This is a genomic window from Paenibacillus sp. FSL K6-1318, from assembly GCF_037976905.1.
Classification (GTDB): Bacteria; Bacillota; Bacilli; order Paenibacillales; family Paenibacillaceae; genus Paenibacillus; species Paenibacillus amylolyticus_A.
On sequence record NZ_CP150270.1, the window covers coordinates 1174085 to 1197509 of the forward strand.

Sequence of the window (23425 nt, forward strand, 5' to 3'; positions counted from 1 at the left end):
AGTCAGGCAAGTTATGCATTATAAGAGAGGAGGGCAATGCGGAATGGAATTCAAATTTGGGAATGTTTCTATTCTTCTACCCCCTGTGCACATTACGATTATCGCAATTATTATTCTTTTCTTTCTGGTAAGGTGGAGCAAGCAATTAGAAACAAGACGTTTTACGGTTTTCTTTTACTTTTTGATTAGTACTTTCATTACTCCAATTTATTCTCAAAGTACAAAAGATGGTATCTTTGAGCTATGGATCCCTGCAGGGTTTATTGTGATTTTCTTTTATTTGATTCGTAGCGAAAGAAATCATCCATCTAAAATGAAAGCGAGTATCTTAGGATTTTCCATAGCGTTATATCAGTTAATTCTTCATTATGTTGGATAACGGGACGTGACAGGATAATTTAATAAGAACAAGTAAGCAGCCGGTCAACCAACTGGTTGCTTTTTCTTTGAAAATGGAAGATCTGAAATCAAGTACATCACGTTTCTATACCAAGTTATAGGTTTAAAACAAAAGAGCAGATCCTGATCACAGGACCTGCTCTTTCCTATTTAACTTCCAATAACTTTCCAGTTACTTGCCTGTTCCACCGTTAGCGGCTGGTGTCTGCGGATGTAATCCTCCACCAGTGCGGCCATATCCGTGGCACCTTCGTGCAGTACCTTTTTACCTGGATACATCGCATAATCCCCGCCGCCAGCAGCGCGGTAGCTGTTCATCACCACAGAGTATGTGCCATCCATATCCATGGGTTTGCCTTCACGTTCCAACTTCACAACTCGACTGCCGACAGGTTGGGAGATATCCAGTTCGTACTCTAGGCCAGCCCACATATCATAATTATAATGCTGAGGTTTGGGCTCCATATAGGCTGGATTCACCGCTACTTCACCAGAAGCATTCACTTCAAAGTAACGAGCTGTTTGTTCCAACGCCTCCCGGATATCTTGACCGCTCAGCTTTAGTACTGTCAGCGTGTTGGGATAGATGAAGTTGGATAACACGTCCCTAACGGTGATGTGGCGTCCGAAACCACGAGCTTCTTCACTCAGCATCGCCGTATTGGACAGTTCGGCCCCAGTCGCTTCCATCTGCACTTGATGTACAAAAGCAATGAATGGATGTGCCTTGAGCCGCAGGGACGTAGCATTGGTAATAGACAGATCCCCAGTCACCTCGCCAATGGGTTGATCAAGCCATGCTTGTGCCTCAATTTCTACCTCATCCGTAAGTTTCAAGACCGTAGCATCTGGCTCGATTTCACTATGTTCATCCAGAAGTAACAACTGAGCCTGTTTATCTGTAATCTGCCACTTCCCGTCCGATGATTGTTCCAACTGAACGGATACATGTCCCGCACCATTGCCACTGAATCCCGGCTGAATGACGGTTACGCCGTGAATTTCAGCTGTAAGCTGACGATGTTGATGTCCGGTAAGCAGCACATCGATGCCTTCGATGTCCCGGCAGATGGCATAGCCTTGATTTTCTCCAGTTAACCGTTCGGCAGGCTCGCCTGACTCCAGATCACTCTCAAATCCGCCATGATAACTCACAACCATTACATCTGGTTGTTCATGCTCCCGAATATAGCTAACCCATGTACGGATGGTCTCCAAGGCATCAAGGAACTGTAAACCCTCAATATTCTTCGGATGCTCCCAGTTCGGTATGTAGTGCGTGGTTGCGCCCAACAGGGCTACTTTGACACCTGAAGACAAGGTTTTGATTAGATACGGAGGACCGAAGGCAGGTACGTCTGGTTGCTCATCTTTTACAATATTGGCTGACAGCCAAGGGAAGTTGGAAGCTTCGACTGCCCCGCGTAATAATGTCTGACCATAGTTAAATTCGTGATTGCCCATCACCGCTGCATCATAACCGAGTTCATTAAGTACTGTAATGAATGGATGCACTTCGTTTGTGGAAATCTGTGAAGCAGCATATGAGGCCAAGGGTGATCCTTGCAGCAAATCCCCGTTATCCACCAGCATCAATTCAGGTGAGCGTTCCCGTTCCTTACGAATCAGGGAAGCGAGCAGAGCAAGTCCAGCCGGGCGGTATGCATTGGTGTTGTAATGAATGGGACGGATGGCCCCGTGCAGATCACTGGTGAACAGGATGTCGAAGCTTGCCGTATGGTTTATGGATGTCATTTTACAATCTCCTCTAATATATAAGTTCAGATATATGGAATTACCATAAAACGGAGAAGACTGAATCGCTTGAAGAAACGAAGTATACGCCGTTATCTCCGATGTTCTTCCTATATCTTCAACCATAATGAGCCTATTCTAACAGATACAAGTCGCGCTGACAGCCTGACAGGAAACTTTACAAAACTCCAAATTTCGTTTCACATCGCGCTAATATTTGGCAATTATAGTAGACAAGTACTGAAAAATAGAAACTCTTTGGAGGGTGTTCGTTTGAAGAAGTCTGCTTTATTTTTACCATTGTTGATTTTGGTTATGTTTCTGAGTGCTTGTGGGTCTAGTAGTACATCTGGTTCGGCTAACGGGGATAATGCGAGTTCGAATGCATCCGGTACGTCTACGGCAGAGACAGAGAAACCTGTCGAAGGTTATGTACCAACTGAACTGACGGTTCAATTCGTTCCTTCCCAGAATGCAGACACGCTTGAAGCCAAAGCGAAACCGCTCGAGAAGTTGCTTGGTGACAAACTGGGCATTCCGGTAAAAGTCAGCGTATCCACTGACTACAACACAATTATTGAAGCAATGGCTTCCAACAAAGTAGACGTAGGTTTCTTGCCTCCGACAGCTTATGTACTGGCTAAAGAAAAAGGCGCTGCACAGGTTATTTTGCAAGCACAACGTTTTGGTGTAAATGATGAGACAGGTGCTCCAACCGAAGAGTTGGCGGATTCTTATAAATCCATGTTCATTGTGAAAAAAGATTCGCCGATTCAATCCATCGAAGAGCTTAAAGGTAAAAAAGTCGCTTACCAAAACGTAACGTCTTCCGCAGGTTATGTATGGCCGGCAGGTCTGTTGCTCGACAGAGGCATTGACCCATTGAAAGATGTATCACCTGTAACGTTGAAAGGTCATGACCAAGGTGTTATCGCTGTATTGAACGGTGACGTTGATGCAGCAGCTATTTTCCAAGATGCCCGCAACACGGTAGCTAAAGACTATCCGACTGTATTTGAAGATACACGTGTACTGGCGTTCACTGAGCCTATTCCTAACGATACCATTGCCGTTCGTACAGACATGAATGCAGATTGGACTGCGAAGATCAAACAAGCCTTCATCGATATCGGTAAAGATACTGAAGGTCACCAGATCATCAAAGAAATCTATACGCATGAAGGTTATGTAGAGTCCGATGATAGCAAGTTCGAGATCGTTCGTCAGTATGGCGAGAAAGTGAAAGGTGAATAATTCTGATCCAAAAGTAGTTCAGGATCTGTTCACTTTGTAGTAGCTCTCTTGGATGAGAACAGCTTAATCGTAGCAATGGACAGGCCAGTTCAGCGTGATCTACGCTGCGCTGGCTTGTGCCATTATAGCAAGGACTCATGTATGTATGAACATTATGAATGAAAGAAGGATTAATGCCATGATTGAGCTTCATAACGTTACTAAAACTTACGCTAACGGCACCAAGGGCCTGGATAATATTAATCTGAAATTTGAGCAGGGTGAATTCATTGCTGTAGTCGGCCTGTCTGGTGCGGGTAAATCAACTCTCCTGCGATCCATTAACCGTCTGCACGACATTAGTGAAGGTGAGATTCTGATTAATGGAAGTTCCATCACGAAGGCACAAGGCAAACGACTACGCATGATCAGACGCGACATCGGCATGATTTTCCAGAGTTTCAATCTGGTGAAACGATCCAGTGTACTACGGAACGTACTCGCTGGGCGTGTTGGATACCATTCCACCATGCGTACCATTCTCGGACGTTTTCCAAAAGAGGATATTGAGCTGGCATTCACTGCGCTGGATCGGGTGAATATCTCCGAGAAAGCTTACTCCCGTGCGGATCAGTTGTCTGGTGGACAACAACAGCGTGTGGCTATTGCCCGTGTATTGGCGCAGGAAGCGAAAATCATTTTGGCCGACGAACCGGTTGCTTCACTCGACCCGCTTACAACGAAGCAGGTCATGGATGACCTGAAACGCATCAATCAAGACCTTGGGATTACCACGATCGTCAATCTTCACTTTATTGATCTGGCGAGAGAGTATGCGACCCGTATTGTTGGACTGCGAGCAGGTGAGGTCGTATTCGACGGTCCGGTAGAAGAAGCAACAGATGAGCGTTTTGCTGAAATATATGGCAGACCGATTCTGGCTGACGAATTGCTGGACAAGCAGGCTGTGCACGAGCAGGGAGAAGTTGTGGTATGAAGGGGCAGTCCAACGTTCCACTTCAGAATTCAGGCGGAGTGGGGAAGGAACCTGGTTCCAGCCCGGCTCAGATTGTGAATCGCCCGAAACCGCCTGGGCGTACGAAACATCTACTTACGCTGATCATCGTTCTGCTTTTATTGTGGGCCAGTGCGAAACAGACCGATGCCGGCTTCACAGAGTTAATTCAGGGGTTCCCTGAAATGTGGAAATTGTTAAAGGATATGTTCCCACCCCGGTGGAGTTACTTTGATAACATCGTTCAAGGCATGCTGGAGACGATCCGGATGGCCCTAATTGGTACGACCATTGGTGCCATTATTGCAATTCCGGTCTCGATCATCTGTGCCGGTAACCTGATGCCGAGTCGCTGGATCTACTATCCGGCACGTTTTCTGCTCAACCTGATTCGGACAGTGCCGGATCTGCTACTTGCAGCTTTGTTCGTCGCTGTGTTTGGTCTGGGGCCCATCCCCGGAATCTTGGCACTGGCTGTGTTCTCCATAGGTCTGATCGCGAAGCTGACGTATGAGACGCTGGAAACGATTGATCAGGGGCCGCTGGAAGCGATGACGGCTGTTGGTATGAACCGGATTCAGCTCATTGTATATGGCGTGGTGCCGCAACTGGCTGCCCAGTTCACATCTTATGTGCTGTATGCCTTCGAAATTAATATACGTGCTGCTGCCATTTTGGGACTGGTAGGCGCCGGAGGAATTGGACTCTACTATGAGGCCACACTTGGATTCCTGGAGTATGACAAGACCAGCGTAATCATTCTGTTTACCCTCGTCATCGTTCTGATCATTGATTATGTAAGTACTAAGCTGCGGGAGAAATTGCTATGATGAAAAATGAAACAAGCCGCATCCGGCCTAAACCACGGAAGAACCCGCTACGCTGGGTCATTGTGTTACTGTTAATTCTTGTGTATGCTTGGGCACTTGCCGGTGTACCGTTCACTGGTTTCAAGGAAACCGCCGCTCAGATTATGAAGGCCATTGTAGCCGGGATTTTCTCGCCGGATTGGGATTTTGTATATCTGCCTGAGGGAGAAGACCTGCTGCGAGGTCTACTGGACACGTTGGCGATCTCCGTGCTGGGTACCGTAATCTCGGCAGTGCTCTGTATCCCGTTCGCATTCTGGTCTGCTCGTAATATGAGTGGGCATCGCTCCATCTCGGGTGCAGGTAAAATGGTACTTAGCTTCATCCGTACGTTCCCTGAGATTATCATGGCTTTGATGTTCATTAAGGCAGTAGGTCCCGGCTCGTTTGCAGGGGTTCTCGCCCTTGGGTTACACTCCATCGGTATGTTAGGAAAATTGTACGCGGATGAAGTTGAAAATATCGACTACGGTCCATCTGAGGCACTGCTTGCTTCTGGAGCTAATCGCATGCAGCAGTTGTGGTTTGCGATCCTGCCGCAGGTTATGCCTGGCTTCCTGAACTATACGTTGTATCGTTTCGAGATTAATGTACGTTCCGCGACCATACTGGGTGTAATAGGAGCAGGGGGTATCGGTACCCCGCTGATCTTTGCACTTAGCACACGGAACTGGCCGCGAGTAGGTATAATCCTGCTGGGTATTATCGTGATGATCACGATTATCGACCTGATCTCGGGTTATATTCGTAAGAAGCTGGTGTAAGGGTTAGCGTGGAGCTACGAACATATTAGATGATAAATTAAGATTAGATGATAGAGAAAGAAGAGAGGGCTATTCGGTGCCAGAATATGGGCAGGATAGTCTTTTTTCGTGTCTGCAGATAAACAACGGTTCGTTCTTGTTGCTCAGCTAACCGTTGAGGAATAAGAGGGTTCAAAGAATATGTATAAGAGTGATTGAATTATTTACCAAATACATGTAAGATTAATAGGTTTCTATATAAAGGGAATTAAGGATATTAATCAATAGTTCTCGCAGATACCGATGTACCAGAAGTGATTTTTTTAAAAGGAAGGTGACCTATGGAAATATTTTATTTTATATGGATTGTGTTTATGGTATTGATATTGCTGTACAGAATGATTTTTCAGAAGTTTAAAAAACATAACAGAGAAAATATTGGACTCAGTGCAATCCTGATCATTTCCACGGGAAGCAGTTATGTGTTTACACAGATGAACTTAATTTTTGTTATTAGTGTCATCGCCCTCGCCACTTATTCTGCTGTATGGAACAGCATTCTATTTGTTAGAAATGGATATGAGCCGGAACGTTTGAAATGAAAGAAAAAAACCGAAACCATGTTGCCCGGTGAATCAGGCAATGTTGGTTTCGGTTTTTTAGTTGCTTGGTTAAACGTTAGACTTCTTTACAATCTTCTTAGCTAGCCAAAGGCAACGCTTTGGTCACTTGAACCGTAATTGTCTCTGTGCTAGTTACGCCTGCGGCGTTGATCAGCTCGGCACGGTATGTGTACGTTCCGTTAGCGCGACCCGACAATTCCGTTGTAGCACTTTGAGAAGCTGGTGTAGCAGCTTTCAATGCTTGTGTATCAATCAATACATCATTCTCATAGAGACGGTATTCGGTTGCGTTTGTACCCCACCAGAGGTTCATGGATACGTTGTAGTTGCCGTCACCATCCCAGTTGTTTTGGGACAAGTTCGCTTTCCCTGGAGCAGCGTTCGTTACTTGAACGGTCAGCTCGTCACTGCGGGTAGCTCCTTTGTCGTTGGTCAGCTCGGCTACATACGTGTATGTTCCGTTAGCCTTGCCTATAATTGCCGTTTTGGCAAATTGGGCGGACGGTGTTGTCGCAGTCAACTTCTGTGTATCAATCAGAACGCCATTCTCATACAGTTTGTACTCGGAACCATTTTCGCCCCACCAGAGGTTCATGCTTACGTTGTACGAACCTTCGAACAGGCCCGTTGTATATCCATTATCAGAAGAAAGCACCGGTTTACCCGGTGCCCCTTCAGCTGGAGTGGAAGGTGTTTCCCCTCCACCTTGATTTTCCGCAGGTACAAAATCATTCAAGCTTCTAGGTTTCAATTGATATACGTCTTTGAAAATAGCGGAAACGCCTGTGATATCGATTTTGTCACCAGCAACATATGGGAAGGAAGTATCTGTCACACCTGTACGTGTATCTACACGGATGTGTGTGCTCGTTCCATCTGCTGCTACCGCGTCGAATTCAAACGATCCAACTGGTGTAGCACTGATGATATTCTCGATTGTTACATCCTTCAATTGAACCAGTTGACCTTGGTTCGCATCTGTAATTGCTGTAACTTCGATTGGAGCAGGTACGGAAGCCGTACCTGTTTTCTCAATCGCGATGATATCGGTAAGCTCGAACTCGCTGTTATAGATGGTTGTTGCTGCGGTTACTTTCACCTTGTCACCAGCATGGAAGCCGCTAGTGTGCTGGAACACGTAGATTCCGGCAGTTTCATCTTGAAGATAGAAGGCTTGTCCACCGAACGCACCTGGCTCTGTCGTTACAACACCTTCGATCGTTACGGTAGTGCCAACAGCTTTGGTGCGTGCTTCAGCAACTGTGATAGCCGCTGGAATTGGTCCTTCTTCTTCCGGCAACTGTTCTGCTGGCACATTACCTACGGTCACGGCATTTGTGATCAGGTTGCTGCCGTTTAGACGCAGACGCAAGCTCGCAGCGCCAGTTGTACCCGGTTTGATGCGGACGTTCAGATCTTTGATCCCGCGACCTTGGCTGTCCGAGGTTACACTGAATGTGGAGCTATAGCCGTACGAAGTTGGCCAAGTACCACTTTCATTCTGGATCATGGCGACCTGTGTTCCGCCAGTCAGATAGATACCGGCACTATAACCGGATACGGTTGTGTTCGGAGCCATGTTCTCCACAACTACACGAATCTGGAAGTCTTCTGCATTTGGAAGAGTATCCTGTTTCACGAAGCTGTATGCAGCGTTCGCACTGGATGCAGGGCCACCGTAAGAACCAGCCTTGAACGTGGAACGATCGTACCACTTGTATCCGGCAGCAGGTGCGGACCAAGGTTCAGCCTGAGGTTCTGTGGAAGCAGCCGGCTCTTCGAATGGCAACAGCGCTGTAGCTGTATCCAGTTCAAGTCCGTTCACTTGAGTTAGATCCGTGTAGTTCTCTTGTGTAGCAAGCCAGTTCACAGTGTTTACGAGCAGTACCGCATCATCGGCTTCTTTGAAACCGTCATAAGTAGTTTTGCGTGTACCTGTCTCTTCACGCAAGTATTTCGGCGATGCATCCTCTACTGGAGAGGAGTCACCGATGAAGGCAGCCTTACCTGCGCCCAGCTTGGATACGGCTACGTAAGGACCTTCTTCAATCCCGCCGCCGTTGTATACGCCTTGGTCCACCGCGTTATTCCATTTGGCGTTGGTTTTTGGCAGGTACACAATGCCTTTTGCCTTTTCCGGATCAGTGATTGCGAGTGTTGAACCGGCGTGCATCGCTACAGCCGATACGCCTTCTGTGATGCCGAAGGCTTGATCTGCCGGTACGACGATGTTGGCGTTGATATCGCCAAGTGCGTTATAGCGGAATCGTACGCCGAAGTTATCGGACAACCAGTCCGTGCTGGTTACATTTTGCATGGCTTCCGAGTTACGCTCATCTGTGCTCATACCTTTGGTCGGATCTTCAAAAGCTCCCCGACGATAGCCGTTGATGACTTCAGAGCCATCCCAACGGTTTTTGTTACGGTCTGCATTATAGTGATCTCCAACGAAGAAGATGCTGCCGCCCGTTTCAACATATTGTTTCAGTGCTGCTTGTTCGGATGTTTTGAAAGGAATTTGAGGCTCTGCAATAACGAATACGTTGTACTCTTTCAGATCATCATAGGTAAATGGTGTTGTCTTGCGAAGTTCTTTGACATAATAGCCATCATTCGCGAGTGCATTCCCGAAGTCGGAGAAACCTCCATCGATGACCCAGTCTGCAGCTCCAGCCGTCTGGCCATGAGAGTTGTCGAACAAGACTTTCTTGCCTGCGTTTTGGTTCACAACCTTCGCCTGGATGAACGGTGCCGGGTCTGTCGGCCCTTCCGCATGAACCGATGCATCTCCGTTCCATAATCCGACCTGAAGCGGCAAAGCCATGGACAATGCCAAGAGTGATTTTAAAAATACTCCTCGCATACCTGTTAATTTACCCAACCAAATCCCTCCCAAATATTAGTTGATTCATGAGTTCGTCCATATTCTACCACATGAAAATCTCACATAGTCATAACAATTTGTAAAAATTAACTCGATATTTGTAAAATTGGGTCTTTTGACATATCTATAGGTATTTCGATCCTGTCTTAACACTTCCATCCGCTGTCACTAATGATTTTCGTAAAGAAAAAGCCATCTCTATGAGATGACTTTGGCTCGAATTCGATTCACGGCATGGAAGACAGAGGATTTAATCATACCTTCACTGCGATTCACCAGCTCTGCGGTTTCTTTAATGGAGTATCCATGAATGAGGCGAAGTTCTAATATTTTACGATGCTCGGTGTTGTTAATATGGGAGACCAGATCGTCGACGCCTTCGTTAATTTCCAGATGGGGTGTATCGAAGTGATGGGTAGGTACCTCCAGACGACTGTCGCGTTTGAGTGTACGGGTTCGCCTGCGGAAGCTGTCCATGGCAAGATTGCGGGCAATCCGTTTGAGATAATAGAGAAGCCGATCTTCCGGGATATCCACGGTAACGTTCATCAGTCGAATGAAACACTCCTGAGCCAGATCCTCTGCATCTTGTGGTTGTTTGACGATATGGGATAGATACCTTGTGATTTCTGATTTATAGTTGATATAAGCATCATTAATTTGTGTGTTGTTCATATGATGTGAATCCCCCTTGGATACAGATCAGGCTTGGGTCCGGTCTGGTATGAGTCTCTTATGATCCAAGTATATCGGGAGGTTGTTTCCAAACGGTTCAGAGTTGTATCGGAGTTGTAACATTTCGTGCTTCCCTCTATTCAAGCATACGGCTTGGGATACAAAATATAGGCAGATGAAATTCATAGAGCAGGGAGATTACGAGGGTATCATGAGACAAAAAGAGATTTTAATTATTGAGGACGAGGAGTCCATTCGCGATATTTTGTCCTATTCGTTACGTAAAGAAGGATTCGAGATCAAGGAAGCTGCTTCCGGAAAAGAGGGTCTGGATCTGCTTCGGGATTCGAAGCCGGATCTGATTCTGCTGGATCTGATGCTGCCAGACATGAGCGGTTTTGATGTGTGCAGGCAACTATCCGTGAATTCCAAGATCCCCGTCATCATGATCACCGCCAAGTCGGACATGCTGGACAAGGTACTTGGCATGGAACTCGGGGCGGATGACTATATTACGAAGCCTTTTGATATCCGTGAGGTGGTTGCGCGCATTCGGGCGATCTTTCGCCGGATTGATCTCATCAGCGAGACACTGGAGAATCAGTCCTATGAGGTGGTAAGGCTCGGAAAGCATATTGAGATCCGCAAGGATGAACGGGAAGTGTGGAAGGACGGGGAACGCGCCGGACTCACGAATAAGGAATATGATCTGTTGTTATTTCTCGTGACCCATCATCGTAAGGTGCATACACGTTCTGAGCTGCTGGACAAGGTATGGGGATTTGATTTTGCAGGGGATACCCGAACCGTGGACATTCATGTGCAACGGATTCGCAAGAAGCTGGACAGTGGTGTGCAAGGCATCTCGATGATTGAAACGGTATTCGGTGTGGGGTACAAGCTGAATATTCAGGTACAGACATGAAGTGGACGATCCAGTTCAAAATGGTGGTGCTATTCTCGGTCATCGTCTTTATCGGATTCTCCGTTCTGCTGATTCTGTCCAATAAGGTGGCACAGGAGAATATGTACCGGGAAGTGCATGAGGATATGGTGCAATCGAAAAGAAACCTGGACATTGCGCTGAATCAGTACTTCCTGATTCATAACAAACGCATGAGCAGAGACTCGCTCGAAGCCGGAAACCGCGAGCTCGCGGAGCAGATTGGTTCAGCCGTTGGCGGGAAGATTACGGTATACCGTCCCGATGCTTCGCCCTACGGATCTGCTGGCAGCGAGGTTAACGTTGCTAAGCGCGCTGACCATCCTGATGTGGAGGAAGCCATACAATCCCGGATCGCTTACACCACAGTTGTGGATAAAGGTCGGGTCACCTCCAGTCTGTCCTTCCCGCTTCAGATGGATCAACAATTGATTGGAATTGTACAGTTGCAAAAGGACTATACGGACTTGTACAGAAGCAATCTCCGGTTCCAGAATACGATTAAGCTATTTGCAGCGGTTATTTTCGTATTTGTATTTATCGCGTCCATCTTTATTTCCCGGAAAATTACACAGCCCATCCGTGTACTCACGAAACGTTCTGCGGAAGTGGCCCAGGGAAGTCTGAATGCAGACATTCAGATTACCACCAAGGATGAGATCGGTGAATTGGCTTCAAGCTTCACCGTCATGATTGATCGGGTACGGGAGCAGATTGATGTGATTGAGCGAGAGCGGGACGAAGTGAAGCAAGTGCAGGCGCGAAGCAAAGTCTTCTTTGACAATGTGACACATGAATTAAAGACACCCTTAACAACGATTCTGGGGTACGCCCAGATTTTGCGGGATAACGGGTTTACCGATCAGGACTTTTTTGACAAAGGCATGAATTATATTATAAAGGAAAGCCAGCGTCTCAACACGATGGTTGCGGATATTCTGGAGGTTTCAGTCTCGTCTGCGGTCATTCAGGCGTACCGATTCGAACGTATCGATGTATCCGATATTATTCGTGAAGCTTGCGAGGATATGTCGATTAAGGCGAGCAAGTACAATATAGGCATTCACTATGAGCTGGAGGAGCATCAGTATTTACAGGGAGATCGTGACAAGCTGAAGGAGGTCTTCCTGAACGTTCTGGATAACTCGGTCAAGTACAGTGATGTGAACTCCATCATCGAAGTGCAATCCTTCCGGTTAGGTGATTCCATCGCTATTGTGATTCGTGATCAGGGAGAAGGAATAGGAGCTGAAGCGCTCCAGCATGTATTCGAACCCTTTTACCAGGATAAAGGAATCAACAGGGCCGAGAAGGGCAGTGCCGGGCTGGGTCTGTCTATTGTGAAGAACATCGTTGAGCGTCATGGAGGAACAGTGGAGATGAAGAGCATCACGCGGGAAGGGACACAAGTAAATATCAGTCTTCCGGGGGAAATGAACGCATGAGACATCCTGGATTTTGGCGTAAAAACCGCGACAGATTAATGCTGTCAGGGCTGTTGATTGCATTTGTCAGCGGAATTTTCGGGATTGGCAGCCTGTTCAGTATCGGAAATCTCAAGCCTAGAACGGTGATCTTGCCCAGTGAGCAATTCAATAACCGTCTGGCACCACCACCGAGCAGTACAATTCAGATCGAGTCGGCTACCAAGATTCCAAATGACTTCGCGATTTTTGATTTTGAAGTGGTAGACCGGAACACGATTATATTGAATCAACTGGAATCTTCCTATTCAAGCCTGCAGCTGTCTCTCCTGCATCTGGATGATAATGAAGTGAAGAGTATTGCGAGTAATACGGAATATGGTGTAGCGATCAGCCCGGATCACAAGAAGATGATTTACTCCCAGTACCGGTCGGGTCAGGCGCAGAAGACGACATATGAGTATGTGATTGAGAGCGGGGAACGCCGCAAGCTTCCAAACGACAACTCGTATTACAGAGTGTTTACAGGTGACGAATCCTACATCGGTCAGGATGATCTTTCATTTAAACAGGTTGATCTGAGCAAGGGGACGAATCAAGTTATCTACACGTATGATGAGCTGATGGGCATGTTCACAGGACCAAGACAAGGGAAAGGTTCGAATGATACGTTTATCGTGATGGATGTGTTGCAGGTCAGTGAAGATCAGAAGCAGTTTTATATGCTGGTGATGCTGAAAGACAACTATGCCATCTATCGTGTATCGCTTGAGGACGAGCATGAAGTGAAGGCGTATGTTGCAATGGAAGACATTCAACAATTCAAATTGCTGAAGAATGGTGACATGCTCATCCAGGGAACGCTGAATAAGGTACAGGGGCTGTATCGGTATCGTGCAGCACAGGAGCAGTATGATCTGGTATTACAAGGTTCCATCTGGAACTTTGATCTGAATGAAGATGAATCGCGAATCGCTTACTTTTATCCGATGGATATTCAGAATCAGAAGAATGAGTTGCATATTGCCTACCTGAATGACAGCGAGCTTTCGTCGGATACGGTGATTTACCGCAATATTGATAACTTCATCAATCTGAAATGGAATGACGATGATCTATTTGCAGTGGGCAGCACGATGGATAAAAGTGAGATGTACCGCTTTAGCTTCAGAGCCTGGTAAGCTGCGGAAAGGTATACGAATATAAGACCTTGGTCTGGATAGAGCTGGCGATCGCTACTCTGCGGACAAGGTCTTTTTGTTATGACATTTTACAAGTTGGATACAACTCCGGCCAGCCCGGATACATCTCCATCCTATAATGAAAAGGTAATGTGCGACGCGAATCTGTTTGAACAACCTCTATACATATTTAGCAAGTAGAAAGGAAGACATGCAGCAATGCTTCAAGTTGAACAATTATCCCACTCGTTCCGTAATAGCCAGGGAACTGTGCCGGTGCTTCAAGATATCAATCTGACGATTGGAGAAGGCAAGATGGTGGCCCTGCTGGGCAGTTCGGGTTCGGGTAAGTCCACATTGCTGAATCTGATGGCAGGGCTGATGAAACCGGATCAGGGCAAGATTCTAATTGCAGGACAAGATATTGTACGTTTCAGTGAAAATCGCCTGGCAGAGTTTCGGCGCAATCATATCGGGTTTATTTTCCAATCCTATGAGCTGCTATCTAACCTTACGATCCGGGAAAATGTAGAGTTACCCTTGGTGTTTATGGGCATCAGCCCTTCGAAACGCAAAGCAAAAGCATTGAAGCTGCTGGAACAGGTTGGACTGGGTGAAAAAGCAAACTTGTTCCCGTCCCAGTTGTCGGGCGGTCAACAACAACGTGTCAGTATTGCGCGCTCGCTCATTACCGAACCTTCGGTGATCTTTGCGGATGAACCTACCGGGAATCTGGATACCGAGACGGAGGAAGAGATTATTGCGATTTTGCAGCAGCTTAACCGGGATATGAACACGACCTTTGTCATTGTGACACATGAAGCAGAGGTCGCGGAGCAGATGCAGGTTGTACTTACACTGCAACATGGACTACTGGTCGAAGAGGCCGTAAGGGAAGTTTGAGGCAAAAGGAGAGGAATTGTGAGAATACGGGATGTAGCACGTATGGCCTGGGGACAGATCATTCGCAGAAAAATGGTCACATTGCTGTGCATGATGGGGCTGTCCATCGGTTCTGCCGCCATGATCATTGCACTTAGTGTGGGGCAGTCCGTACAGACCTATAGCGAGAAAACATTGAACGATAATTACAAGATGGATGAAATTACGATTACACCTAATGAAGGCATTCGTACCGGCAACGGCAAGGGAAGCGGTCAGACATCGACGTTTGAACGGGGGGCGCTGACGTTGGAGAAAATTCAGATTATCCAAAGACTTCCCCATGTTGTTGCCGTGGCTCCCATGTTAAAGTTGGATTCGCTCGAAATGGTGCTTCCGGATGGCCGTAGCACTTACGTTGAGGTTATTGGTACCCAGCTGGAGACATTGGGCGGGTTTGGATATAAGTATGCTGAGGGACGTGGGGTAGAGGATGGTCGTATGGCGGTGACCAGTTATGGGGCTGCATTCGGACTCGTGGACCCCAAAGTAACTCAGAAGTTATTCGAGCAGTTGAATGCTGATCCATATAACAATGAGCTTTTGCAGCAGTTTACGGAAATGTCAGCGAAGCAGGATCAGCTGGTTCAGCAGCGTATTCAGTTTCGATATGAAGATTATGCGAATGCGAGCAAAACCAAAATGAGTGGTTCTATACGCGTGTCTGGAGAGTTGACGAAGCCTTCCAACATGGATGAGATGAGTGCTCAAAACGATAAAAAAGTATATCTGCCGCTCGATACAGCTCGTGCATTGCAGGATGAGCTCGGATTACAGCAGGCCGACAGCAGTGCGGCCAAGCATCTTAACTCGGCTCTGGTCAAGGTTGAGGACAAACGTTATGTATCCCAGGTGGAAGAACAGATTAAAAAGCTGACGTTAAACACACAGAGTAATCTGTTTCAGGAGGAAGCGATGGCAGGCCAATTGGCGATGTACCAAAAAGCAGCATTGGGGATCGGTGGTTTTATCATGCTGCTGGCCTCGTTGTCCATTATTGTGGCAATGATCATGTCTACGCATCAGCGGCGTAAACAGATTGGTGTCATGAAGGTGCTAGGTGCGAATCTGTGGCAGATCCGCCAGATGTTCATTACCGAAGCAGCAATGCTTGGATTGATGGGCGGTGTGGCTGGTGTCGGGATTGCTTTTGCTGCCCTCGGCGGGGTGAACAGTCTGCTGGCGAGTCAGATGGCAGATCAGGTCAATGGCCCGATGACTGTGGTTATTCAGCAGTCTGCTTTGCCACTGGGCATCGTGTTTGCTGTTCTGGTCGGTATTGTATCGGGGATATATCCGGCAATCAGCGCATCCCGAACCAATGCATTAACTGTGATCAAATCGATGTGATTTTATGAGCGAAAGGGAAATTGGGGACATGAAGAAATGGATTAATATTATCATCACCGTTGTACTTTTGGCAGGTGTGGGGTACTGGTTGTATGAAAAGTACAAGCCAAAACCGGAGGCTCCTATAGAGATCCCGCCCCCGATTACCTTTGATGTCACACAGGAAACGATGACGCAAACGATTCAGGTGAAGGGTAAATCCGTATACACCGATCAGACCGACATCTTCGCTCCGTATGCTTCCAACATCAAGCAGTGGCACGTGAAAAGCGGTGAGCAGGTGAGCAAAGGCGATGTCCTGTTTACTCTCGATACGTCCGCACTACAAACGGAAGTAGAGCAGTTACAGAGCGATCTGGAGAAAGCTCAGCTGGAAAATAAGATGAATCAGGTTAGCCTGGATCAGGCGAATATGAGCGAGTCCCTTGGCGTGACGGAAGAGGAGCGCAAGAAGGCATTTGCAGACCGGGAGGGCAAACGTCTAACAAATGAGCTGAATCAAAAAGCGCTGGTCCTCAAGGAAAAGGAGATACAGAAAAAGCAGGCCGTGATGAGCAAGTCTGTTGTGTATGCTTCCGCTTCAGGTATATTTCAGATGAATGAAGAGGACAGCAAGACACGTGCGGTGACGGAAGGACAGCTTATGGGGTCCATTACAAACATCAGCAAACTGAAATTCATGACGATTGTTGGTGAGGAAGAAATGTTCAGGCTGAAGGTGGGAATGCCAGTTAAGGTGCGAATGACGGCGCAGAAAGACCTGGAATTCACCGGGAAGGTGAGTAAGGTGTCCAAATTTGCCCGGAAGAGTACCGATACGGATCTCAAGCAGGCTTCCCAGTTTGATGTGGTCATTGATCTGAAGCCGGACGCCAGAATGTATGGAGGCGTGAGTCTGGAAGGCGATATCGAGACGACACGGAAGGACAAAGTGACCGTTGTTTCCAGCCTGGCAATTATGCGGGATCAGACCGAACCTTATGTCCTGTTAGACAAAGGGAACGGACAGACAGAGCCACTGACCATCCAGGCTGGAATGGAGTCGGGTGACAAGACGGAAGTGGTTAGCGGGTTAAAACCGGGAGATGTCGTCGTTCTGCCCTAGACGAACGATCGATTCGATCTTGATCAACAGGAGGTTCATTGTGGCAGATTGCCAGAATGAGCCTTTTGTGTGCTTTGGGGCAAGGGATGTCCAGATTCCTGCCTGAATTATGGAAAAAAATATAATTAATTTTATATAATTCAATTTACAGTAAAATTTACATGTCGTATAATCAGTACATAAGAAGGAGGTGAACACCGAACATCATGATAGTAGATGGTAGGCGAAGGGCCTTTTTTTAAACAATTAAAGAAAGCGCTTACCGAAATATGAAGTCAGATAGCCCTTAATCCTTTTTCACACTTCTTCATGTCTAACACACGTTCAACCACACCCACCACATCATACTCTTATGGTTCGACCCCACACACGATTTGTTCACTCAAAGTTCCAGCTACACAACCATTACATTTGGAGGTGATACAACCAACTCATCCGAACGTTCTCTTCGTGCTAAGCATCTTAATGACACAGAGGATCAGACATGAGTACAACCCAATCTAACTAAAGGAAAGGTGGAACTATGAAGACTAAATTGAAAACCAAATCGAGAGGTAAGAAGATCCTGCGCAAAGGTGTAAAACAAATGTTGGCAGCAACGCTGCTCGCGGCGGGGATTTTCCCTGGATTGTCTCCTGGCTTGACTCAGGCGGCTGAAGCACATGTGGATAATCCATTTGTAGGGGCAACCGCTTATCTGAACCAGGATTACTCCGCTCTCGTGGATACGTCCATTGCGCTGACCAACGATACATCGCTGAAGGCCAAGATGGAGACGGTCAAATCGTATCCAACAGCCGTATGGATTGACCGTATTGCTGCGATCTATGGCGGCCCGGACAACGCTGGTCGCAAAAGCGTAGAGCAACATCTCGATGCCGTTCTCGCGCAAAAGAAACCGGGTACACCCATAACCGCTTCATTCGTTATCTATAACCTGCCTGGTAGGGATTGTCATGCACTCGCATCCAACGGAGAACTTCCACTAACACAGGCTGCACTACAGACGTACAAAACAGATTACATTGATGTGATCGCAGATATCTTCGCAGATCCGAAATACCAGGATATTCGCATTGTGGCGATTATTGAGCCGGACAGTCTGCCTAACCTGGTAACCAACCTGAGTACTCCAGCTTGTGCACAAGCCAGCTCAACAGGCATCTATGAAGATGGGGTCAAGTATGCATTGGACAAGCTGCATGCCATTCCTAATGTGTACAACTATCTGGATATCGGTCACTCCGGCTGGCTCGGATGGGACAACAACCGTACTGGTGCGATTGCCCTGTATACTGACGTAGTAAATGATACAGCGGCAGGTCTGCAGAGTGCAGATGGTTTTATCACCAACACTGCTAATACGACACCTACCCATGAACCGAATCTGCCTAATCCGGATCTGAATATTGGTGGACAACCAATCCGATCCTCCGATTTCTATGAATGGAATCCATACTTTGACGAGACGGATTTCACTGCAGCACTCTATTCCGGATTTGTACAAGCAGGATGGCCGAGCAGCACGGGCTTCCTGATCGATACCAGCCGTAATGGATGGGGCGGGGTGAACCGCCCAACATCAGCGACAGGAAGTAATATTAATTCCTATGTGAATTCTGGACGGGTCGATAAACGGGATCATCGTGGCAACTGGTGTAACAACAGTGGAGCAGGTATTGGAGAAGCACCTAAGGCTGCTCCGGGCCCCGCACATCTGGACGCTTATGTATGGGTGAAACCTCCGGGTGAATCCGATGGCTCCAGCTCCGAGATTCCGAACAACGAAGGTAAAGGTTTCGACCGGATGTGTGATCCAACCTTCACAACTCGGGATGGCGTATTAACAGGTGCACTCGCGAATGCTCCGGTATCCGGTCACTGGTTCCACGATCAATTCGTGACACTGGTGAAAAACTCATTCCCTGTCCTGCCTGCAAGTAACGGTGGAGGGAATCCTCCGGGCGGAACAACAGCTCCGGCAGCACCAGCGCTATTGACGGCTTCTGCCGGTAACGCTCAGGTCTCCTTGACGTGGACTGCTTCCACAGGAGCAACGAGTTATAGCGTGAAGCGGGCACTCAGTGCATCCGGTCCATTCACAACGATTGCTGCCAATGTAAGTGGAACGTCTTACAGCAATACAGGCCTGATCAATGGCACAACTTATTATTATGTGGTGACAGCAACGAATGCAGTAGGTGAAAGTGTTAACTCTGCAACAGCAACAGCTACACCGGTTGCAGGTGTAACGGCGCCAGCTGCACCGACTGCTCTCACAGCAACAGCAGGCAATGCTCAGGTGAGCCTGACATGGACTGCTTCAGCAGGTGCGACAAGCTATAATGTGAAACGTGCGCTGACTGCATCCGGCCCGTTCACAACAATCGCGGCGAATGTGAGTGGTACGTCCTACACGAACACTTCCCTGACGAACGGCACAACGTATCATTATGTGGTAAGTGCAGTGAATACAGCAGGACAAAGTGCCAATTCCGCTGTAGCTTCCGCAACACCTCAAAGTGTCGTTGTACCGACCAGTGATCTTGTCCTGCAATACCGTGCTGGAGATACCAATGCGCAAGATAGCCAGATCAAACCGTATTTCAACATCAAAAATCTGGGCAGTACTGCTGTGAATCTGAGTGATCTGAAGATCCGGTATTACTTCTCCAAAGAAGGCTCAGCTGCGATGGATTCGGCCATCGATTACGCTCAAGTCGGCGGAGCCAATATCCAGCGGACCTTCACAGACTCCTATGTGGAGCTGAGCTTCACATCGGGTGCTGGCAGCATTCAGGCTGGTGGACAGACTGGAGACATCCAGCTTCGCATGTACAAAACAGACTGGTCCAACTTTGATGAGAGTAATGACTACTCCTTCGATCCAACCAAAACGTCCTATCAGGATTGGAACAAGGTAACGCTCTACCAAGGTGGAAACCTGGTATGGGGCATTGAGCCTTAAACTTTACGCGTAATTGTTTTAACCGCAATCCTCAGTATGTTAGAGGATTGCGGTTTTTTGCTATTCATTCAAGAGTCATTCTAGATTGAAGTTCTAACATCAAAATTTTAGAATCGCTTGGAGATCCGTAATTAGGATGTGAGAACGGATGTATCAGGCTGGGCTCTCCTCTGGTCATGAAAATGATCAGGGGGCAGCGCTCTTTCTCTTCTAACGAACAGAGGGCACGCTATTTAGTTGAATTGATACAGTTGAAATTTCTAACGAATCGTAAACACGCTATTCAGTTAAATTGGGTGGATTTTCCCCGTTTAGACCCGATTTGGTCCAAATAAGGTTGCTGAGATTCGTTAGGATTCGTTGATGGAGTTTAACGCCGTAATAAGGTGTGTGAGATTCGTTAGAAAAACTTGGTGGTGAGCTTAAATCATCCTTCCGACTAAAGCGTCATCGGGTTGATTTTCCAAATGACTCCTAAAAACACTGATTATTGATCGTTTTGGTCGGATATTTGCCTAGGGTCTGGCAGGCAGGATGTCTATAATAGAACCCGATGGGCGGGATCACTTCGCTCGGATTGGAAAGAGAATGGAAGGGGGACCGCACTCGGGTAGTCGGGCAAGCTGATTTCTCTTTTTTATAATTGTAAGCGCAATCATTAACGGCGAGTCTCGTCCGTTGAAGAAGGTCTGTGCGAATTTATCGAATGTCCAATCATCATCGTTGTGTATATGCGTCACCTATTCTGTCTCAAGGAGCGTGAAGGTGGATGAACTCAGAAACAACAGCGCCGGTACATAAAGGATCGGCTTCAGGTCTGCAATCAGGACGCAGGAAGGCACGTATGCCACTTGCAGCCAAGGTGCTCTCTTCGGCACTGAGCGTAGCTTTGCTTGTTGGGGGAACTGCAGGGATTACCGGAGCAGAAGCTTCGAACGGCAGTGGCACGACGGAGGCCAGCCTGCAATCACATAAGGGAGGCAGTCAGGTGAAAGAGATTCAACTGGAATATCTGGATCGGGGTCTGGTGGCTGCTTCGACATCTGAAGGTGTGTTTCTCAGCTGGAGATTGCTTGGTGACGAGGCCACAGGATATAGCGACAAAGGGCTGACAGGTACGGACTTTAACGTCTATCGTGATGGCAAAAAGATCGCTACCGTCACGGACAGCACCAACTATGTAGATGCCGCGGGCAAATCTTCTTCCCGTTATGAAGTGGCAGCGGTGAACAAGAAGGGCAAGGAGAGCAAACGCAGTGCATCGGTCAAACCTTGGGCGAACGGCTATGTGGATATTCCACTGCAAAAACCTGCCGATGGCGTGACGCCCGCGGGAGAAGCTTATACGTATTCTGCCAATGACATGAGCGTGGGTGATGTGGACGGGGATGGCCAGTATGAGTTTTTCGTCAAATGGGACCCTTCCAACGCCAAGGACGTATCGCAAAAAGGATACACGGGTAAAACCTATATCGACGCTTACACCCTGGACGGTCAGTTGTTGTACCGGATCGATCTTGGGGTCAATATCCGTGCAGGTGCTCATTATACACAGATGCTCGTTTACGATTTTGACGGGGATGGTAAGGCTGAGATGATGTTTAAGACCGCTCCGGGCACGAAGATTATCAAATATAACAAAAAAGGAAAAGTAACATCCGAGAAGTACATCACGCTTCCGAAGCAGGATCGCAAGGCAGGGTACTCGAACGAAGATGATTATCGCTTGAGTGCGGATGGTTACTACGATCACGTGGTGGATATGTTCAAAAACTGGCATAAACACGACGAGGTTGTGAAGGGGAACTGGCCTGCGACATTGGAAGAGGCTTTTGGAATCGAGAAAAAATATAATTACCCATTATCTCAGCAGGATGCCGAGAGCTTGGCCGACTACTTCATTGATGTATATGCGGTAGAACGCAGTAATCGAAATGAGCTGCGCAAGTTCGAAGGTTTTATCGTGGATGGACCGGAGTATGTTACGGTATTTGAAGGCAAATCGGGCAAAGAGCTGGAGACCATTCCATATGAACCCGAGCGTCATGATGATGGCCTGATGTGGGGCGATTATGCCATGGCACGGATTGAACCAGGGAATCGGGTGGACCGTTTTCTGGCAGGCGTGGCGTATTTGGATGGAAAGAAACCATCTGCAATCTTTGCACGCGGATATTATACACGTTCGACGATGGTTGCCTACAATTGGGATGGCAAGAAGCTGAAAAAGGAATGGAAAGTGGACAGCGGCTGGACACCGATGAAGAACCCATTCAATGACGGACCGCACGGCGTGGATGGTACAGATCCGCAGTATGGCTCCATTACCACTCAGGGTGCGCACTATTTCAGTGTGGCGGATGTGGATGGAGACGGCAAACACGAGATTATCTATGGCTCCGCTACGATTGATCATGACGGCAGCGTGCTATACAGCTCAACAGACCTGATGCCTGCCGAGAGTGCTGCACCGGGAACCATTGCTCGACTGGGTCATGGCGACGCACTTCATGTGGCAGATATCGATCCGGATCGTCCGGGACTTGAGATTTTCATGGTTCACGAGGGTGGTCCGTGGGCGCCATACGGCTATTCCCTGCGAGATGCGAAGACCGGAGAAGTGATCTATGGCGGGTACACGGGGAAAGATACCGGACGCGGCATGGTGGGTGATGTGGATCCGACTCGCCGTGGGCTGGAGACATGGGCTGTAGGATTATGGACAGCTACGGGTGAAAAAATCAGTGATCAGGCACCGGGTACGAATATGAATATCCGCTGGGCTGGCGATATGACGACACAGATTGTAGATGGTGCGATTGATGTTACGCCCACGATCAAAGACTGGAATCGTGGCACGTTGCTGACGGCAACAGGCACCCTGACCAACAATCACACCAAAGGTACACCTTCTCTCGTAGCTGATATCTTCGGGGATTGGCGAGAAGAGATGTTGGTGAGAACCACGGACAGTTCCGCGATCCGCATCTATCTGAGTACCGAGAAAACGGACCGCAAATTGTACACGCTGATGCATGATGCGATGTATCGTGTGGGCATTGCCGGACAGAACAGTGGATACAACCAGCCTTCCTATCCGTCCTTCTACATGGCATCGGATATGGACTGGTCAAAAGTAACACTGCCTAAGTTCTACACGCCAGGTAAGGGCGGAAAGTAAGCAGGCCGGAGTAATAATAGCTAGCAATAGCGACATAACATGTGTTCATGATCAGGATGTAACGTAACGCAGCGTCGTTAGTTTTAAGCGTTGGCATTGAAGCTTTGAAGCTCTGGAATCCCCATGTGTCTCGGC

17 protein-coding genes are annotated in these 23425 nt (G+C 47.7%); 14 read left to right on the plus strand and 3 right to left on the minus strand.

Features of this window, described 5'->3' with window-relative positions; genetic code table 11:
• The first annotated feature begins 43 nt into the window (after window positions 1-43).
• A complete protein-coding gene (locus NYE45_RS05095; protein ID WP_340015883.1) occupies window positions 44-379 on the plus strand; it encodes a hypothetical protein in 336 nt (111 codons plus the stop codon).
• Between the two features lie 170 nt (window positions 380-549).
• Here NYE45_RS05095 and NYE45_RS05100 read toward each other — a convergent pair whose 3' ends face one another.
• The gene (locus tag NYE45_RS05100; RefSeq protein WP_340015884.1) at window positions 550-2154 is read right to left on the minus strand and encodes a bifunctional UDP-sugar hydrolase/5'-nucleotidase; all 1605 of its coding nucleotides are present in this window, start codon (window positions 2152-2154) and stop codon (window positions 550-552) included.
• Window positions 2155-2469: 315 nt separating this feature from the next.
• On the opposite strand from NYE45_RS05100, the gene NYE45_RS05105 reads away from it, so the two are divergent.
• The 5 genes from NYE45_RS05105 to NYE45_RS05125 all read left to right on the plus strand — a co-directional run bounded on the left by NYE45_RS05105 (window position 2470) and on the right by NYE45_RS05125 (window position 6616).
• Complete coding sequence (locus tag NYE45_RS05105) at window positions 2470-3408, plus strand: phosphate/phosphite/phosphonate ABC transporter substrate-binding protein (RefSeq protein ID WP_340017307.1); 939 nt, start codon at window positions 2470-2472, stop codon at window positions 3406-3408.
• A 178-nt stretch (window positions 3409-3586) separates the two neighbouring features.
• The gene (gene phnC, locus NYE45_RS05110) at window positions 3587-4384 is read left to right on the plus strand and encodes a phosphonate ABC transporter ATP-binding protein (protein WP_062837418.1); all 798 of its coding nucleotides are present in this window, start codon (window positions 3587-3589) and stop codon (window positions 4382-4384) included.
• On the plus strand, window positions 4381-5232 hold the full coding sequence (phnE, locus tag NYE45_RS05115) for a phosphonate ABC transporter, permease protein PhnE (protein ID WP_340015885.1): 852 nt from the start codon (window positions 4381-4383) through the stop codon (window positions 5230-5232). The genes phnC and phnE (NYE45_RS05115) overlap by 4 nt, the downstream gene beginning before the upstream one ends.
• A complete protein-coding gene (gene phnE, locus NYE45_RS05120) occupies window positions 5229-6035 on the plus strand; it encodes a phosphonate ABC transporter, permease protein PhnE (protein ID WP_139331943.1) in 807 nt (268 codons plus the stop codon). The genes phnE (NYE45_RS05115) and phnE (NYE45_RS05120) overlap by 4 nt, the downstream gene beginning before the upstream one ends.
• A gap of 320 nt (window positions 6036-6355) precedes the next feature.
• On the plus strand, window positions 6356-6616 hold the full coding sequence (locus tag NYE45_RS05125) for a hypothetical protein (RefSeq protein ID WP_340015886.1): 261 nt from the start codon (window positions 6356-6358) through the stop codon (window positions 6614-6616).
• Window positions 6617-6713: 97 nt separating this feature from the next.
• Here NYE45_RS05125 and NYE45_RS05130 read toward each other — a convergent pair whose 3' ends face one another.
• Complete coding sequence (locus NYE45_RS05130) at window positions 6714-9461, minus strand: DUF5689 domain-containing protein (protein WP_340017308.1); 2748 nt, start codon at window positions 9459-9461, stop codon at window positions 6714-6716.
• 258 nt (window positions 9462-9719) lie between these two features.
• Window positions 9720-10196 (minus strand): RNA polymerase sigma factor, encoded by a 477-nt coding sequence (locus tag NYE45_RS05135; protein WP_340015887.1) that lies wholly within the window; start codon window positions 10194-10196, stop codon window positions 9720-9722.
• A 211-nt stretch (window positions 10197-10407) separates the two neighbouring features.
• Between NYE45_RS05135 and NYE45_RS05140 the strand changes: the two genes are divergently transcribed.
• From NYE45_RS05140 to NYE45_RS05175, 8 genes are all read left to right on the plus strand, one after another.
• Window positions 10408-11121, plus strand: a complete 714-nt coding sequence (locus NYE45_RS05140) for a response regulator transcription factor (RefSeq protein ID WP_145146254.1) — start codon at window positions 10408-10410, stop codon at window positions 11119-11121.
• Window positions 11118-12584 (plus strand): HAMP domain-containing sensor histidine kinase, encoded by a 1467-nt coding sequence (locus NYE45_RS05145; protein ID WP_340015888.1) that lies wholly within the window; start codon window positions 11118-11120, stop codon window positions 12582-12584. Before NYE45_RS05140 ends, NYE45_RS05145 begins: the two co-directional genes overlap by 4 nt.
• Window positions 12581-13744: a hypothetical protein gene (locus NYE45_RS05150; RefSeq protein WP_340015889.1), complete on the plus strand. Its 1164-nt coding sequence runs from the start codon at window positions 12581-12583 to the stop codon at window positions 13742-13744. The genes NYE45_RS05145 and NYE45_RS05150 overlap by 4 nt, the downstream gene beginning before the upstream one ends.
• A gap of 219 nt (window positions 13745-13963) precedes the next feature.
• Window positions 13964-14647 (plus strand): ABC transporter ATP-binding protein, encoded by a 684-nt coding sequence (locus NYE45_RS05155; protein WP_340015890.1) that lies wholly within the window; start codon window positions 13964-13966, stop codon window positions 14645-14647.
• An 18-nt stretch (window positions 14648-14665) separates the two neighbouring features.
• Window positions 14666-16036: an ABC transporter permease gene (locus NYE45_RS05160; RefSeq protein ID WP_340015891.1), complete on the plus strand. Its 1371-nt coding sequence runs from the start codon at window positions 14666-14668 to the stop codon at window positions 16034-16036.
• Window positions 16037-16064: 28 nt separating this feature from the next.
• Window positions 16065-17141, plus strand: coding sequence for an efflux RND transporter periplasmic adaptor subunit (locus NYE45_RS05165; RefSeq protein WP_340015892.1), 1077 nt, complete (start codon window positions 16065-16067; stop codon window positions 17139-17141).
• 523 nt (window positions 17142-17664) lie between these two features.
• Complete coding sequence (locus tag NYE45_RS05170) at window positions 17665-20109, plus strand: glycoside hydrolase family 6 protein (protein WP_340015893.1); 2445 nt, start codon at window positions 17665-17667, stop codon at window positions 20107-20109.
• 844 nt (window positions 20110-20953) lie between these two features.
• Entirely contained in the window at window positions 20954-23290 is a 2337-nt protein-coding gene (locus NYE45_RS05175; RefSeq protein WP_340017309.1) for a rhamnogalacturonan lyase, read from the plus strand.
• Window positions 23291-23425 lie beyond the last annotated feature (135 nt).